Consider the following 15033-nt stretch of genomic DNA (forward strand, 5'->3'; position numbering starts at 1 on the left):
TAGCATCTAAAAATAAAAATTGACGTTTCACGTTGTTTGTTTCGTTCAGTTTTCAAAGAACTTGTCTGTCGCTCAGAAGCGACTTTATTAATATAACATTTCGTTATATTTTCGTCAACAACTTTTTTCAATAAGTTGTTTTTCGTTTGTTTTGCTTGTTACCTTTCGTGGCAACGAATATAAATATACCAGTTTGATTATTAAAATGCAATAGTTTTTCTAATAAAATTTTTAACTTAGTAAAAAAGTATAAAAACAGCACATTTCTTCTATATAAATATAATTTCTTGCGCCATCAAGAACTACTATCCCCATGTAACTCTTACTCAAATAAAAAAAGCTTTGGAGAAATCTCCAAAGCTTAGTCTTGTTTATGACGCATAGCAGGGAATAATAATACATCACGAATAGATGGCGCATTCGTTAATAGCATAACAAGACGATCAATACCAATTCCTAGTCCACCTGTAGGAGGCATACCGTACTCAAGAGCTTCAATATAATCATCATCCATCATGTGGGCTTCATCATTACCTTGTTCACGCTCTTTTAGTTGCGCTTCAAAACGTTCTTTTTGATCAATCGGATCATTTAGCTCAGTGAATGCATTTGCATGTTCACGTGCAACGATAAATAATTCGAAACGATCTGTGAATCGTGGATCTTCGTCATTCTTTTTCGCAAGTGGCGAAATTTCTACCGGATGACCGTAAATAAACGTTGGTTGGATTAATTTATCTTCTACTTTTTGTTCGAAGAATTCGTTTATAATATGACCAACTTCCATCGTATCCTTAATACCTACATTATGTTCTTTTGCAAGTTCACGCGCTTCTTCTACACTCATTGGATTCCAGAAATCTGCTCCAGAGTGTTCTTTAATCGCATCTACCATATGAAGACGTGTCCATTCTGGCTCTAGATTAATTTCATAATCACCATATTGGATTGTTGTTGTACCTAGTACTTGCTTCGCAATATGAGCAACCATATTTTCTGTTAGTTTCATAATATCTTTATAATCAGCATACGCCTCATATAATTCAATCATTGTAAACTCTGGGTTATGGCGAGTTGATACACCCTCATTACGGAATACACGACCGATTTCATAAACTTTTTCTAATCCACCCACAATAAGGCGTTTTAAATGAAGTTCAATTGCGATACGCATGTATAATTCCATATCTAACGCATTATGGTGTGTAATGAAAGGACGCGCAGAAGCTCCACCTGCAATTGCATGCATCATAGGTGTTTCCACTTCAAGGTAACCATTGTCATCTAAGTATCTTCTCATTTCACGAATGATCTTACTACGAGTAACGAATGTTTCACGGCTTTCCATACTTGTAATTAAATCTAAGTAACGTTGACGGTAGCGTTGTTCAACATCTTTTAACCCATGATATTTATCCGGTAATGGACGAAGGGATTTCGTTAATAGTGTAAAGCCCGTTGCTTTCACTGAAAGTTCTCCAACGTTTGTTTTGAATACTTTACCTTCAATACCTACTAAGTCACCTAAATCTGCTGTTTTAAATAATTCGTATTCTTCATCTCCAACAGCATCTTTACGAACATAAATTTGAACTTGTCCATGTAAATCTTGAATATGTGCAAATCCAGCTTTTCCTTTACCGCGTTTTGTCATAATACGACCAGCGATAGAAACAGAGATTTCTTTCTCTTCTAATTCTTCTTTAGAGAACTCTCCATATAAGCTTAATAAGTCATTTGTTGCATTTGTACGTTCAAATCGTTTACCGAACGGATCGATTCCTTGCTCACGTAAGTTATGTAACTTTTCACGACGAACAAGCAATTGGTCGTTTAATTCTTCGTGGTTCATGTTATCCATGGTATTGATATCACTCCAGCTCTATTAATTTTTACAATATATACAGTATAGCATTTTCTACTCAACTAGAAAAACTGCCAGCAACTAGCTGGCAGTTCTTCTTTCTTTCACGTAATTATAGGAAGTGTATAGAAGAATGTCAATCTTCCCTATCTATTATTAACCAACGTGAATTGTTTGTTGTTTCGCTTCTACTTCTTCTACAAATGCACCTAATACATTCGCAAGGTCTTCACGCGTATTACAAGCATTGATTCCATTACGTACAGTTGCATTACCACGAACACCCTTTAAATACCAAGCTGCATGCTTCCTCATTTCTCTTACAGCGACATTTTCGTTCTTTAAATCGATAAGACGATCTAGATGCAACATACATACGTCAATTTTCTCACGCACTGTCGGTTCCGGCATTAATTCACCTGTTTCCAAATACTTTACCGTGCGATAAATCATCCAAGGGTCCCCAAGGGCAGCGCGACCAATCATAACACCATCTACACCAATTTCATCAAGCATACGCTTTGCATCTTGTGGCGTTTCGACATCACCATTTCCGATAACCGGGATATTTACAGCTTGCTTTACTTGTTTAATAATATCCCAATCTGCTTTCCCTTCATACATTTGTACTCGTGTACGCCCATGAACCGCTACCGCTTGTCCGCCAGCACGCTCAACAGCTTTCGCATTCTCAATTGCAAAAATATGATCTGCATCCCAACCAATACGCATCTTAACTGTAACCGGCTTTTCAACAGCATCTACAACTGCCGCTACCATTTCATATATTTTATTCGGATCTAAAAGCCACTTTGCTCCCGCATCACACTTAATGATTTTTGGTACTGGGCACCCCATATTAATATCAATAATGTCTGCTGTCGTATATTTATCTACATATTTCGCAGCATCTACAAGAGTTTCTTTCTCTCCGCCGAAAATTTGTAAACTTAACGGCTTTTCTCTTTCATCAATATATAACATATCTAATGTTCTTTTGTTATTAAGCAATATCGCTTTATCACTTACCATTTCAGCACAAACTAGGCCTGCACCAAATTCTTTTACGGTCAAACGGAATGCAGAATTACACACTCCCGCCATCGGTGCTAATACAACCGGGTTTTTCATCTCAATATTTGCGATCTTTAACACTCGACTTACTCCTTCCTTCATAGTCACTTTGGCATTAATTCCTCCACCGAAACCTTCAATGCCTTAGCAACTTCCACTACAAAATCTTGGGAAGGCGATCGATTCCCTCTCTCAACTTCACCTAAAACAGATACAGATACCCCTAACTCTTTCGCAAAACCTTCTTGCGTGTAGCCTTTTAGCTTTCGAAAAGCACGAATGCGTCTTCCCCATTTTTCTGCTTCCATACCGTTACTCCCTCTCGCCTTTTCATTTCTTCTACTTGTGAACGTGAAATGTTTTGTTTAATATCTTGATTAATCTCTAACAACGGAACGATAACAAAAGCTCTTTCGAACATCCGCGGATGCGGAACAATAAGATTCTCTGCTTCAATATTTTCTTGATTATATAGCAAAATGTCAAGGTCGATGGTCCTCGGACCCCACCTAATTTCCCTTTTTCTTCCTAAATCATTCTCTACTCTTTGCGTAACTTTCAATAACTCTTGCGGTGATAAATTGGTAGAAATTTTTACAACTAAATTTAAAAAGCAACTTTGGTCAGTATAGCCAACTGGTTCTGTTTCATATACAGATGAAACATCGTTAACTTGGATATATGGGTTTTTATTTAAAAACTGAATCGCTTCAGTTAAATACGTGTGACGTTCTCCGATATTTGAACCTAATGCAATGTAAGCTATATTATTCATGGACGTTCTCTCGTAATTTCCACTGCTACAGCACGATAATGTCCAGGTATCGGCGGATCTGGTTTAATTACTTTAATTGTACAACGGCAAATACTCTCATATTGTTTCAATATATCTGCAGCAATATTTTCAGCGATACTCTCCACAAGCTTATACGTTCTATCTTCAACAACTTTTCTACATAATTCGAAAAGTTCCCCATAATTGACAGAATGCTCTAAGTCATCACTTTCTCCCGCCTGCTTCAGATCCAATTCCACCGTTAAGTCCACTTTAAATCTCTGGCCCAATTTATTTTCCTCTGGGAATACACCATGATAACCGTAAAACTCCATATCATGAACATAGATTTTATCCAATTACTTTACCCCCTTACCAATCATCGCGTCCATCATCTTAGCCATACGTGACATTTCCTTCACATCATGAACACGAACAAACTCACAGCCCTTTTCAATACCGAGACAAACGGTAGCTCCCGTTCCCTCAAGACGTTCCTCTACTGGTAAATCTAGCACATGCCCAATAAAGGACTTTCTTGAAGTACCTAACAGCACTGGGTAACCCAGTACGTTTAACTGTTCTAAATTACGCATCGCTTCTAAATTTTGTTCAGGTGTTTTAGCAAAACCGATGCCTGGGTCTAAAATGATATTCTCATCTCGCACACCAGCATCTTTAGCAATTTTAATACTGTCATATAAATCAGCAACCATATCAGCCATTAAATTGCGGTAATTCATGTTATCGCGATTATGCATTAAAATAATAGGTACATCGTAATGAGCTGCAACTTCAGCGATTTTTGGTTCCGCCTTCGCTCCCCAAATATCATTAATAATATGAGCACCCGCCTCTATTGCCTGCTTTGCAACTTCAGCTTTATACGTGTCGATAGAAATAGGTAATTTCACTTCTTTTGAAACAGCCTGAATCATCGGAACGACTCGCTTGATTTCTTCTTCCACCGATACTTTAGCAAAACCCGGACGAGTAGATTCACCGCCGATATCAATAATATGAGCACCTTGATCTCGCATTTCTTTCGCATGGCGCACCGCAGTCTCTACCTCGTTGTAACTCCCACCATCGGAAAACGAATCTGGCGTTACATTTAAAATCCCCATAATTAAGGTTTTTTCATTTAAGTTCAATGTATATTCGCCGCAGCGCAAATCATAATCCCACTTCAAACTACACATCTCCTCTTCACAATTCATTTCTGCTCCACAATTTCTCTCTCTGCATTTCATAAAGACTCATAAACCTTTTTGTAACCATGCCTACTTTACCCGGGAAATCTCGTCCCTCTACATGGTAAAGTGGAACAATTTCTTGAATCGAGTTTGTTACGAAAACTTCATCAGCTGAAAGTAATTCATCTTTTGTAAAGAAACCTTCCTTTACTTCTATCCCTAACTCTTCAGCAACCTTTATAATAAACGCACGAGTGATACCATTTAAAATCCCCGTTTTTAACGAAGGTGTATATAAAATACTACCTTTTACGAAAAAGAGATTTGAAACAATACCCTCTGCAACATAACCTGTTTCAGTAAGGAAAATACCTTCCTTATTCACAACATTTCCAATTTCACGTTTCCCTAAAATATTATTTAAGTAATGATGAGACTTCAAGCGGGACGCACCTTCTGGTGTATTTCGCACTTGCTTTAAAACAACCCCTTCTTTTTCCACTACATCTCCCGGGGCTGCTAAAGGTTTTATAAAAACAATAACAGACGGCTCTTCATACATTTCCGTTTGCAATCCAATTTCATCTATACCCGCCGATACATTAAAACGGACATACGCATGCTCTAATTCATTCTTAACGAGTAGGTTCTTCAAAATAAGCAACACTTCATCTTTCGTCATCGTCCATTTAATTTGCAATGTATTCAGCGCATCTATTAAACGATCATAATGATCATCCAATAAGAAAGGATGACCATTATAAATACGAAATGTCTCAAAAACTCCAAGGCCATATAAATAACCATGGTCATAAGGAGAAATTCTTGCTTCATTTGCTTCTACATACTCACCATTTACGTAAATTAACATGATGTCACACTTGGACTGTATTTACGAATGAAATTCTGCAACAACTCTTTCCCATGGGAAGTCATAATCGATTCCGGATGAAACTGTACACCTTCAATCGGTAACGTTTTATGACGGAGCGCCATAATTTCCCCTTCTTCCGTCCAAGATGTTACCTCTAAGCAATCAGGTAACGTCTCTTTCTTAACGATAAGGGAATGATAGCGCGTTGCAGTAAACGGATTAGGAATATCCAAAAAAATCGTTTTTCCGTCATGATGCATAAGCGATGTTTTTCCATGCATTAAGCGCTCAGCACGAACAACCTCTCCACCGAACACTTGTGCAATGGATTGATGCCCAAGACAAACCCCGAAAATCGGAATCTTCCCAGCAAAGTATTGAATAACCTCCATACTAATACCTGCTTCATTCGGACTACACGGACCTGGTGAAATCATTAAAAAGTCTGGTTTCATATTCTCAATATCTGAAATAGTCACTTCATCGTTACGTTTAACAACAAGCTCTTGTCCGAGTTCCCCAAGAAACTGCACTAAATTAAATGTAAAAGAATCATAATTATCAATCATTAATATCATTTCTCTCACCTAACCGTTTCTTCACTACGTTCTTTTGCACGCCATAAAGCAATCGCCTTTTTTAACGACTCTTTATATTCATTTTCCGGATTTGAATCAATTACAATTCCCGCTCCTGCTTGTACATGAGCCTTTCCATCTTTAGCAAGAAGTGTTCTAATTACAATATTCAATTCTGTATCTCCAGAATAACCGATCCAACCGATTGAACCTGTATAAATCCCTCTGCGAACAGGTTCTAATTCTTCAATAATTTCCATCGTACGTATTTTCGGGGCACCAGTAATTGTTCCCCCAGGGAATACAGCCTTCACTAAATCAAAAGCATCTTTATCTTCATCCACCTCACCACGCACATTAGAAACAATATGCATTACATGTGAGTATTTCTCGATTACCATAAATTCATCTACTTCTACAGTGCCATATTTACAAACACGCCCTAAATCATTTCGTTCTAAATCTACAAGCATGACGTGCTCTGCTCTTTCTTTTTCGTTCTCAATTAATTCTCTGGCTAATGCTTCATCCTCTTGCTCATTCGCACCTCTAGATCTCGTTCCAGCAATTGGTCTTGTACTTACTTCGGTTCCTTGTTTCTTAATTAACAACTCCGGCGATCCACTAACAATTTTAAAATCTCCCAGCTCCAAGTAACCCATATATGGAGATGGATTAATTTCACGAAGACTTGTATAAATTTCTAGCGGGTGTGTTTGTAACGTTCTTTCTTGTCTCGTCGACAAGTTCACTTGGAACACATCACCAGCACCAATATATTCTTGAATACATTCAACCGCCTTCATAAAGCTTTCTTCCGTAAAAGCAACTGCTTCACTTTTCTTTTCAGGGCATGCAAATGGTATAGTCACTTCCGGCGCTTCTGTCGCCCAAAGAACCTTCCACTCATTTAATCGCTCTTTTGCCTCTTCATGCTTATCTACATAATGTGTAATAATCCATAATACTTTCTCTTCTTGATCATACACAAACACATCATCAAATAATAAAAAGAATATATCAGGTATATTAATGTCATCCTCCGCAAGAGAAGGAAGTTTTTCAATATAACGGATGCAATCATAACTAAAGTAACCAATCGCACCACCTTGAAAAGGCGGGTACTCTGGATTATAGTCCGTTTTCCATCGCTCCATATATTCCTGCATTAAATCTAATGGGTTTCCTTGCTTTATTGTTTCCTTACCACTTTCGTTTATATGTAACGTTTCATCCTTCCCTCGGATTATCGCTACTGGGTTCAACCCCACAATGTTATAACGACCGCCACGTCCACTTTCTAACAAAATATGTTGCGGTTTATCCTTAGAAAGAAATTTATATTGCTTAAAGAAATCTAACTGATATGGAATAGAAAGCGCTAAAGATTTTCTTCGTTGCATATCAACACCCCGTCTTCTTTTATCCCACCTTCTTAAAGTAACCACCTCAAACTACATTCATTATGTATATAGAACGGTTATACTCGAAGGCTAGTGAAAATAAATTAATTATACTACCTCTTATTTTACATGAAGTTTTCTAGTCATTCACTCTTTTCCTATTTCCAATCAAAAAAGAAAAAGCATCCTTTTTCAAGGATGCTTTTTCAATCACATATAATTAAGACTCAAATTGATAAAGTGGTGTACTTAAATAACGTTCACCGTTACTTGGGATAATAACAAGTACCTTTTTCCCCTTACCTAACTTTTTCGCAATTTCTGTTGCCGCATAAATAACCGCTCCAGAAGAGATACCAACTAAAATACCTTCCTCTTTAGCCACTCTTCTTGCATATTCAAATGCTTGCTCCGTTTTCACTTGAACAATTTCATCATATACTTCTACATCCAATGTCTCTGGGATGAATCCCGCCCCAATTCCTTGGATTTTATGTGGACCTGGTTTCCCACCAGATAATACTGGTGAATCCGCAGGTTCTACTGCATAAATTTTAATATCTTTATACGCTTCCTTCAGTACTTCACCAGCACCAGTAATCGTTCCACCTGTGCCAATACCTGCAATAAACGCATCTAATTGATCGCCCATTTGTTCAACAATTTCTGGCCCTGTTGTTAAACGATGAATTTCTGGATTCGATTGATTTTTGAACTGTTGCGGTATAAAGTAACCATGCTCTTTTGCTAATTCAGTCGCTTGACGAATTGCTCCACCCATTCCTTCAGGCCCTGGAGTCAATACTAATTCCGCACCGTAAGCACGTAATAAATTACGACGCTCAATACTCATTGTTTCTGGCATTACTAAAATTGCCTTATATCCTTTAGCGGCCGCTACCATCGCTAAACCAATTCCTGTGTTACCACTTGTTGGTTCAATGATTGTATCGCCTTCTTTTAATAATCCTTTTTTCTCAGCATCTTCAATCATAGCTAATGCAATACGATCTTTAACGCTGCTCCCTGGATTCATAAATTCTAATTTTAAGTATATATCTGCGCTGTCTGATTCTACGATGCGGTTCAACTTAACGATCGGCGTTTTCCCGATTAATTCTGAAACTGATTGTGCCACTCGCATTCCTGTCACTCCTAACACCGAGTATTTTTATTGGTTTTATCTATATTTAGATTTTGTCAGAAAATTCCCTGTTTGTCAATCTATTTAGGGGGTGAATCCCCTTAATTTCCTTATTACAAACTCTCGATTAAATTTGTAATATCTTCTTTAGAGAACTTGTATCGCTCATTACAGAAATGACAATGAACTTCTGTCTCTTCTTCTTCTGCACGAACTTGCTCTAACTCTGTTTTACCTAAACTAATTAACACACTCTCAATACGTTCGCGTGAACATGTGCAATTAAATTGAACATCCATCGTTTCTAATACTTTTACTTTATCTTCTCCAAGAACTGCATACAGTAACTCTTCTGGAGAAAGCCCTTGTTCAATTAACGTTGATACAGGAGGAATGTTCTGCAAACGATCTTCAATGAATGAAATTGTTTCTTCCTGTGCACCTGGCATAATTTGAAGGATAAATCCACCTGCCGCTAATACGCTGTCATCTCCGTTTACAAGAACGCCAACTCCTACAGAAGAAGGTGTTTGCTCAGAAACTGCAAAATAATACGTGAAGTCTTCTCCTAATTCTCCTGAAACAATTGGAGATTGACCAATAAACGGCTCACGCATACCAATATCTTTAATTACTGTTACAAATCCTTCAGTACCTACCGCTTGATATACACGTAATTTCCCTTGTTCCGTTCCTTCAAAATCAACATGTGGATTCGTTACATAACCACGTACATCCCCATTCGCATGAGCATCTACTAAGATGAGGCCAATCGGACCATTACCTTCTACCTTAATCGTTAACTTTTGGTCACCTTTTAACATTGCGCCCATCATTGTACCTGCAGTTAAAGAACGACCAAGTGCCGCTGAAGCTGTTCTCCATGTGTCATGACGTCTTTGCGCCTCACTTACTGTGTTTGTAGTACGTACACTATATGCACGCACTTCTCCATCAAACGCTAACGCTTTTACTAAATAATCTTTCATACTCATTTATTCACCTTTCTCATGCTGTAAATTTGCATTACGCTCGTATAACATATACAAACCTTTTAATGTTAAAAATGGATCTACAACATCAATTACATTCGATTCTTCTGAAATTAATTTCGCCAATCCACCTGTCGCAATAACTTTCGGTTCTTGTTTAGCTTCCTCTTTCATACGCTTAACAATACCTTCCACTTGTCCAACATAACCATAAAGAATACCCGATTGCATCGCACTTACCGTATTCTTTCCAACAACACTGCTTGGTTTTGTAATTTCAATACGAGGAAGTTTTGCCGCTCTACTATATAAAGCCTCTGCTGAAATCATAATTCCCGGCGTAATAACTCCACCCATATAATGCTTTTCTTCGTTAATATAACAATATGTAGTAGCCGTACCGAAATCGACAATAATAAGCGGACTTCCATATAAGTGGATTCCTGCTACCGCATTTACAATTCGGTCCGCGCCTACTTCACGTGGATTTTCATATTTAATATTTAGCCCCGTTTTTATTCCAGGACCTACTACAAGCGGTTTAATTTTAAAATATTTTTCACACATGCGCTCTAAAGCAAACATAATTGGTGGTACGACTGAAGACACGATAATACCTTTCACATCTTCAAACGAAAGACCTTCATGCTCAAGCAACTGCTTTACAAGCATTCCATATTCATCTTCTGTCTTATGACGATCTGTTTCCATGCGCCAATGTTGACGAAGTTCCCCCTCTTCAAACACGCCTAGTACAGCATTTGTGTTCCCTACATCCAATACAAAAATCATATTCTCACCACTTATCTTATTTAATCTATATTTGTTCAGTATGTATAAAACTTATAAAAACATCATATCACACATACTTATATAATCAGCTTTTCTATCCTCATCATTGTACAAAAAGATTACGTTCTATTTCAATTTTTAATACCAAATTTATTTAAATTCTTTTTCTACTTCATTTCGTTCCACAAATAAAAAAGGAGTGACTATCGTCACTCCTTCATCTCTTACTTATCTTCTGATTCTTCATCGTCCTTCTTCATGTTGATGTTTACTTTCACATCAGCTGAAGATGTTGGACGTTCTGGCAATCTGCCGTAATCACATAAATGATTGATTTGCTCTGCATCTAACGTTTCTACTTCAAGTAACGTTTTCGCAATAAGATCTAGTTTATCACGATTTTCAGTAAGAATTTCTTTCGCGCGAGCATAACAGTCTTTCATAATCGTTTGCATTTCCACATCGATTTCATGTGCAATTGCATCACTGTAGTTTTGTTCTGAATGGAAGTCTCTTCCTAAGAACACTTGACCACCTTGTGAGCTACCAAATTGCATTGGTCCAAGCTTATCACTCATACCGAATTCCGTAACCATACGTCTTGCAATGCCAGTCGCACGTTGGAAGTCGTTGTGAGCACCTGTACTCACTTCACCAAACACAATCTCCTCAGCTACTCGACCACCAAGTAAACCAGTGATTTTATCAAGTAACTCTGGCTTTGTCATGAAGTAACGATCTTCTTTCGGAAGCATTACTGCATATCCACCAGCTTGACCACGAGGGACAATTGTTACTTTATGAACGACATCTGCTTCATCAAGAACAACACCAATTACAGTGTGGCCCGCTTCATGGAAAGCAACGATATTACGTTCTTTTTCAGAGATAACACGACTCTTCTTAGCCGGACCTGCAATAACACGATCCGTCGCTTCATCAATGTCACTCATATCAATTTTCTTCTTATCTTGACGCGCAGCTACTAAAGCAGCTTCGTTTAATAAGTTTTCAAGATCGGCACCAGAGAATCCTGGCGTACGAGTTGCAATTGCTCTTAAGTTGATATTCTCATCAAGCGGTTTATTACGAGCATGTACTTTCAGTACAGCTTCACGGCCATTTACATCTGGACGATCGACTGTAATTTGACGGTCAAAACGACCTGGACGTAATAATGCTGGGTCAAGAATATCAGGACGGTTTGTCGCAGCGATGATAATAATACCTTCGTTTGCACCGAATCCATCCATTTCAACAAGCAATTGGTTCAACGTTTGCTCACGCTCATCATGGCCACCACCAAGACCTGCGCCACGTTGACGTCCTACCGCATCAATTTCATCAATGAAAATGATACAAGGAGCATTTTTCTTTGCGTTTTCGAATAAATCACGTACACGTGATGCACCGACACCGACGAACATCTCTACGAAATCAGAACCACTGATAGAGAAGAATGGAACGCCTGCCTCACCTGCAACGGCACGTGCTAGTAAAGTTTTACCTGTACCTGGAGGTCCTACTAATAGAACACCCTTCGGAATACGGGCACCAACTTCAGCGAACTTACGAGGGTCTTTCAAGAATTCAACTACCTCAACAAGCTCTTGTTTCTCTTCATCCGCTCCAGCAACATCTCTGAAACGAACTTTTTTCTTTTCGTCATTATATAACTTCGCCTTACTTTTCCCGAAGTTCATAACACGGCTACCGCCGCCCTGAGCTTGGTTTAATAAGAAGAAGAATAAAATGAAGATAATAACAAACGGAATGATAGAAGTAAAGAATGTTACCCAAGCACTTGTTTCTTCTGCTGGTTGATACTTAACTTCAGCACCTTGCGCTTTGTCATTAATTTTCTTTTGTAATTCCTCAGTATTTGGTGCATAAGTAACAAATTGTTCTCCTTGGCTAGAGTTGTTAAATTGTCCTTTTACCTCAAATACACCATTTTTCGGTTGAAGTTGCACATTACGCACTTCACCTTTTTCTAGTTTAGTAATGAATTTATCGTAGCTAACTGATGTCGTTTTTTGTGTCGAACCATTAAAATAGCTCACGATTCCAATTACTACTAGGAATATCAGTAAATAAAAGATGGTATTACGGAAGATACGATTCATTCCTAACCTCCTCTCACGGCATAAACACTATAGTAAATCGTAACATAGAAAAAATTTCCTATACAATTGTGACGCCTGTATTTAATTAATTTGAGTAAACGCTTGGTTTTAATACTCCTACATAAGGAAGATTACGGTACTGCTCTTTATAATCTAATCCATACCCTACAACAAATTCATGCGGTACAGTAAATCCAACATAATCCGCTTTCAAATCTACTTTGCGGCCTGTTGGCTTATCTAATAACGTAACAATTTTTACAGATTTCGCTTTACGATATTTAAATAGGTCTACTAAGTAGCTTAACGTAAGACCGCTATCAATAATATCTTCAACGATTAAAATATCGCGACCTTCTACAGAAGTATCAAGGTCTTTTAAAATTTTCACTTCGCCTGTTGAAACAGTAGAGTGACCGTAACTAGATACAGCCATAAAGTCCATTTCAAGATATGTATCTGTTCTCTTTAATAAATCTGCCATGAATGGCATTGCACCCTTTAATACGCCGATTGCAAGAGGTACTGTGTTTTTATAATCCTCTGCAATAATTGCGCCTAATTCGAGCACCTTTTCTTGTATTTGTTCTTCAGAAATTAATACTTTTTCGATATCTTGATTCATCATTTCATTATCCTCCCGGAAGACTCCTTGCTTTTGTAGTGAATAATCATATATTTATCCTTCTTTGCCGTCTCTTTCGAGATAGCAAATGCAGATCGCTTCAACAAGGGTATCCAAATAATATTCCCACTTGCATCACAAACGACCGGCCATTCTTCTCTTTTTTCTCTTGGTACTTTTGCTTCGATAAAAATAGTTTTTATCTTTTTTGTGCCATTCATACCTTGTATTGACATACGATCTCCATTTTCTCTAGAACGAATACGAAGTGGATATGATATATCATTATACTTAGCAACAAATACTGTTTCATTCATGTTACTTGGTATATCTTCGCTCACCTCTGCTACAAGCTTATCCCCGTTCGATAGCGTAATTGTCCCGGGCATTGATAAATCTTGTAAAAAAGGAGAAACAATTTCTTGTTTAAATCCAAAGTTGCACTCCTCGTATGCGCGAACAATTTTTAAATCACCTGGGAAATCAAGTGAACCCGAAGGTTGTGTCCGCTTAAAAAACTCAATCACTTTGTCAATATGTATAGAGGAAAGAGAAGATGGAATCTTATATTCATAAAGATAGTTTAATATTAGTTGAATCCCTCTTCTTTGTAAAGGCATAGACATGGATTCAAAGGCAGGAATTGATAAGCTAATTTGTTTATCACTTTTTTTTGTAATTACTTTATTCATTTTCTCAAAAGCTAATTCCTGCAAATACGCCTCATCCTCTTGCATCTGCATGCTAAATTTTTGGAATTTCTCATGCACTTGTGAATTTTCTTCTTTCAAATGCGGAAGGACATATTTACGTAATCGATTCCTTGTATATACTTCCTTTTTATTACTTGGATCTATACGAGGAATTATTTTTAGCTTATTACAGTAATCAACAATTTCTTCCTTCGTTACTCCAAGTAACGGCCTAATTAAATATCCATTATGAAAAGGACGCTTCACTGCAATGCCTGCATATCCTTTCGGAGTACTCCCTCGCACAAGGCGCATTAAGATCGTCTCTACTTGGTCATCACCATGATGTCCAAGAGCTACATATCTCGCATCATATTTCTTCATTATTCTTTCCAAAAATGCATATCTGCATTCTCTAGCAGCAACTTGTGCATTCAACCCGTATTGCTGTTGATATTGCGACACATTAATCCTTATCGTTTCGCAAATAACTCCCAGTCCCTTACAAAGGTCCTGCACAAACTGTAGGTCCTCATGAGATTCATCACCTCTAAACATATGATCCACATGCGCCACTACAATTTTAAACTGTTTTGCTGCTCTTTTTTCTAACAAATAATATAGAAGAGCCAAAGAGTCAGGACCACCAGAAACCCCTACAACAATTGTTGAATGTTCCTTTAATACATCATGCTGCTTTACAAAGTCATCTACCTTTTCAACAAATGTATCTTTCAACTTCGTAATCACCTTTCATTAAACAAGAACAGCAACGTTAGTTACCTTGTTTATAATGGTACAACTTTTACAAACATTGTGCAAAAAAAAGATATACAAAAATTACATTTTTATCTTACATCATCCGTACATATTCACAAAAATAATACCATTATCTTTT

The 15033-nt window shown here is 37.6% G+C and carries 15 protein-coding genes; all 15 read right to left on the bottom strand.

Features of this window, described 5'->3' with window-relative positions:
• Positions 1–361 precede the first annotated feature (361 nt).
• The 15 genes from lysS to tilS all read right to left on the bottom strand — a co-directional run bounded on the left by lysS (position 362) and on the right by tilS (position 14873).
• On the bottom strand, positions 362–1861 hold the full coding sequence (lysS, locus tag BAQ44_RS24795; protein WP_000369672.1) for a lysine--tRNA ligase: 1500 nt from the start codon (positions 1859–1861) through the stop codon (positions 362–364).
• A 159-nt stretch (positions 1862–2020) separates the two neighbouring features.
• Positions 2021–3019 carry a tRNA dihydrouridine synthase DusB gene (dusB, locus tag BAQ44_RS24800; protein WP_000912237.1) on the bottom strand — a complete coding sequence of 333 codons (999 nt, stop codon included), beginning with the start codon at positions 3017–3019 and terminating at the stop codon, positions 2021–2023.
• A 23-nt stretch (positions 3020–3042) separates the two neighbouring features.
• Positions 3043–3246, bottom strand: coding sequence for a helix-turn-helix domain-containing protein (locus tag BAQ44_RS24805; RefSeq protein WP_000387029.1), 204 nt, complete (start codon positions 3244–3246; stop codon positions 3043–3045).
• Positions 3198–3713, bottom strand: a complete 516-nt coding sequence (gene folK / locus BAQ44_RS24810) for a 2-amino-4-hydroxy-6-hydroxymethyldihydropteridine diphosphokinase (protein WP_063262637.1) — start codon at positions 3711–3713, stop codon at positions 3198–3200. The genes BAQ44_RS24805 and folK overlap by 49 nt, the downstream gene beginning before the upstream one ends.
• Positions 3710–4072 (bottom strand): dihydroneopterin aldolase, encoded by a 363-nt coding sequence (folB, locus tag BAQ44_RS24815; protein WP_071724403.1) that lies wholly within the window; start codon positions 4070–4072, stop codon positions 3710–3712. The genes folK and folB overlap by 4 nt, the downstream gene beginning before the upstream one ends.
• On the bottom strand, positions 4073–4933 hold the full coding sequence (gene folP / locus BAQ44_RS24820) for a dihydropteroate synthase (protein ID WP_063262635.1): 861 nt from the start codon (positions 4931–4933) through the stop codon (positions 4073–4075). It lies immediately after the preceding gene.
• A complete protein-coding gene (gene pabC, locus BAQ44_RS24825) occupies positions 4923–5780 on the bottom strand; it encodes an aminodeoxychorismate lyase (protein WP_063262634.1) in 858 nt (285 codons plus the stop codon). Before pabC ends, folP begins: the two co-directional genes overlap by 11 nt.
• Positions 5774–6361, bottom strand: a complete 588-nt coding sequence (pabA, locus tag BAQ44_RS24830; RefSeq protein ID WP_061678905.1) for an aminodeoxychorismate/anthranilate synthase component II — start codon at positions 6359–6361, stop codon at positions 5774–5776. Before pabA ends, pabC begins: the two co-directional genes overlap by 7 nt.
• Positions 6362–6366: 5 nt before the next feature.
• Positions 6367–7764: an aminodeoxychorismate synthase component I gene (pabB, locus tag BAQ44_RS24835; RefSeq protein ID WP_071724406.1), complete on the bottom strand. Its 1398-nt coding sequence runs from the start codon at positions 7762–7764 to the stop codon at positions 6367–6369.
• 220 nt (positions 7765–7984) lie between these two features.
• Positions 7985–8908: a cysteine synthase A gene (gene cysK / locus BAQ44_RS24840; protein WP_001261702.1), complete on the bottom strand. Its 924-nt coding sequence runs from the start codon at positions 8906–8908 to the stop codon at positions 7985–7987.
• A gap of 113 nt (positions 8909–9021) precedes the next feature.
• Positions 9022–9897, bottom strand: coding sequence for a redox-regulated molecular chaperone HslO (hslO, locus tag BAQ44_RS24845; protein WP_071724421.1), 876 nt, complete (start codon positions 9895–9897; stop codon positions 9022–9024).
• Positions 9898–9903: 6 nt separating this feature from the next.
• Positions 9904–10692 (bottom strand): type III pantothenate kinase, encoded by a 789-nt coding sequence (locus BAQ44_RS24850; protein WP_000578367.1) that lies wholly within the window; start codon positions 10690–10692, stop codon positions 9904–9906.
• Between the two features lie 224 nt (positions 10693–10916).
• Positions 10917–12818 carry an ATP-dependent zinc metalloprotease FtsH gene (gene ftsH / locus BAQ44_RS24855; RefSeq protein ID WP_001079662.1) on the bottom strand — a complete coding sequence of 634 codons (1902 nt, stop codon included), beginning with the start codon at positions 12816–12818 and terminating at the stop codon, positions 10917–10919.
• 85 nt (positions 12819–12903) lie between these two features.
• On the bottom strand, positions 12904–13446 hold the full coding sequence (gene hpt / locus BAQ44_RS24860) for a hypoxanthine phosphoribosyltransferase (protein WP_000981838.1): 543 nt from the start codon (positions 13444–13446) through the stop codon (positions 12904–12906).
• Positions 13443–14873 carry a tRNA lysidine(34) synthetase TilS gene (gene tilS / locus BAQ44_RS24865; RefSeq protein WP_071724410.1) on the bottom strand — a complete coding sequence of 477 codons (1431 nt, stop codon included), beginning with the start codon at positions 14871–14873 and terminating at the stop codon, positions 13443–13445. The genes hpt and tilS overlap by 4 nt, the downstream gene beginning before the upstream one ends.
• Between the last annotated feature and the right edge of the window lie 160 nt (positions 14874–15033).

Source organism: Bacillus mobilis (assembly GCF_001884045.1).
Lineage (GTDB): Bacteria > Bacillota > Bacilli > Bacillales > Bacillaceae_G > Bacillus_A > Bacillus_A mobilis.

Excerpts from the sequence above, each read along its gene's own strand:
- lysS (WP_000369672.1), bottom strand. The coding sequence starts at position 1,861 with ATGGATAACATGAACCACGAAGAATTAAACGACCAATTGCTTGTTCGT.
- BAQ44_RS24805 (WP_000387029.1), bottom strand. The coding sequence starts at position 3,246 with ATGGAAGCAGAAAAATGGGGAAGACGCATTCGTGCTTTTCGAAAGCTA.
- folK (WP_063262637.1), bottom strand. The coding sequence starts at position 3,713 with ATGAATAATATAGCTTACATTGCATTAGGTTCAAATATCGGAGAACGT.
- folP (WP_063262635.1), bottom strand. The coding sequence starts at position 4,933 with ATGAATTGTGAAGAGGAGATGTGTAGTTTGAAGTGGGATTATGATTTG.
- pabC (WP_063262634.1), bottom strand. The coding sequence starts at position 5,780 with ATGTTAATTTACGTAAATGGTGAGTATGTAGAAGCAAATGAAGCAAGA.
- pabA (WP_061678905.1), bottom strand. The coding sequence starts at position 6,361 with ATGATATTAATGATTGATAATTATGATTCTTTTACATTTAATTTAGTG.
- pabB (WP_071724406.1), bottom strand. The coding sequence starts at position 7,764 with ATGCAACGAAGAAAATCTTTAGCGCTTTCTATTCCATATCAGTTAGAT.
- cysK (WP_001261702.1), bottom strand. The coding sequence starts at position 8,908 with ATGCGAGTGGCACAATCAGTTTCAGAATTAATCGGGAAAACGCCGATC.
- hslO (WP_071724421.1), bottom strand. The coding sequence starts at position 9,897 with ATGAAAGATTATTTAGTAAAAGCGTTAGCGTTTGATGGAGAAGTGCGT.
- BAQ44_RS24850 (WP_000578367.1), bottom strand. The coding sequence starts at position 10,692 with ATGATTTTTGTATTGGATGTAGGGAACACAAATGCTGTACTAGGCGTG.
- ftsH (WP_001079662.1), bottom strand. The coding sequence starts at position 12,818 with ATGAATCGTATCTTCCGTAATACCATCTTTTATTTACTGATATTCCTA.
- hpt (WP_000981838.1), bottom strand. The coding sequence starts at position 13,446 with ATGATGAATCAAGATATCGAAAAAGTATTAATTTCTGAAGAACAAATA.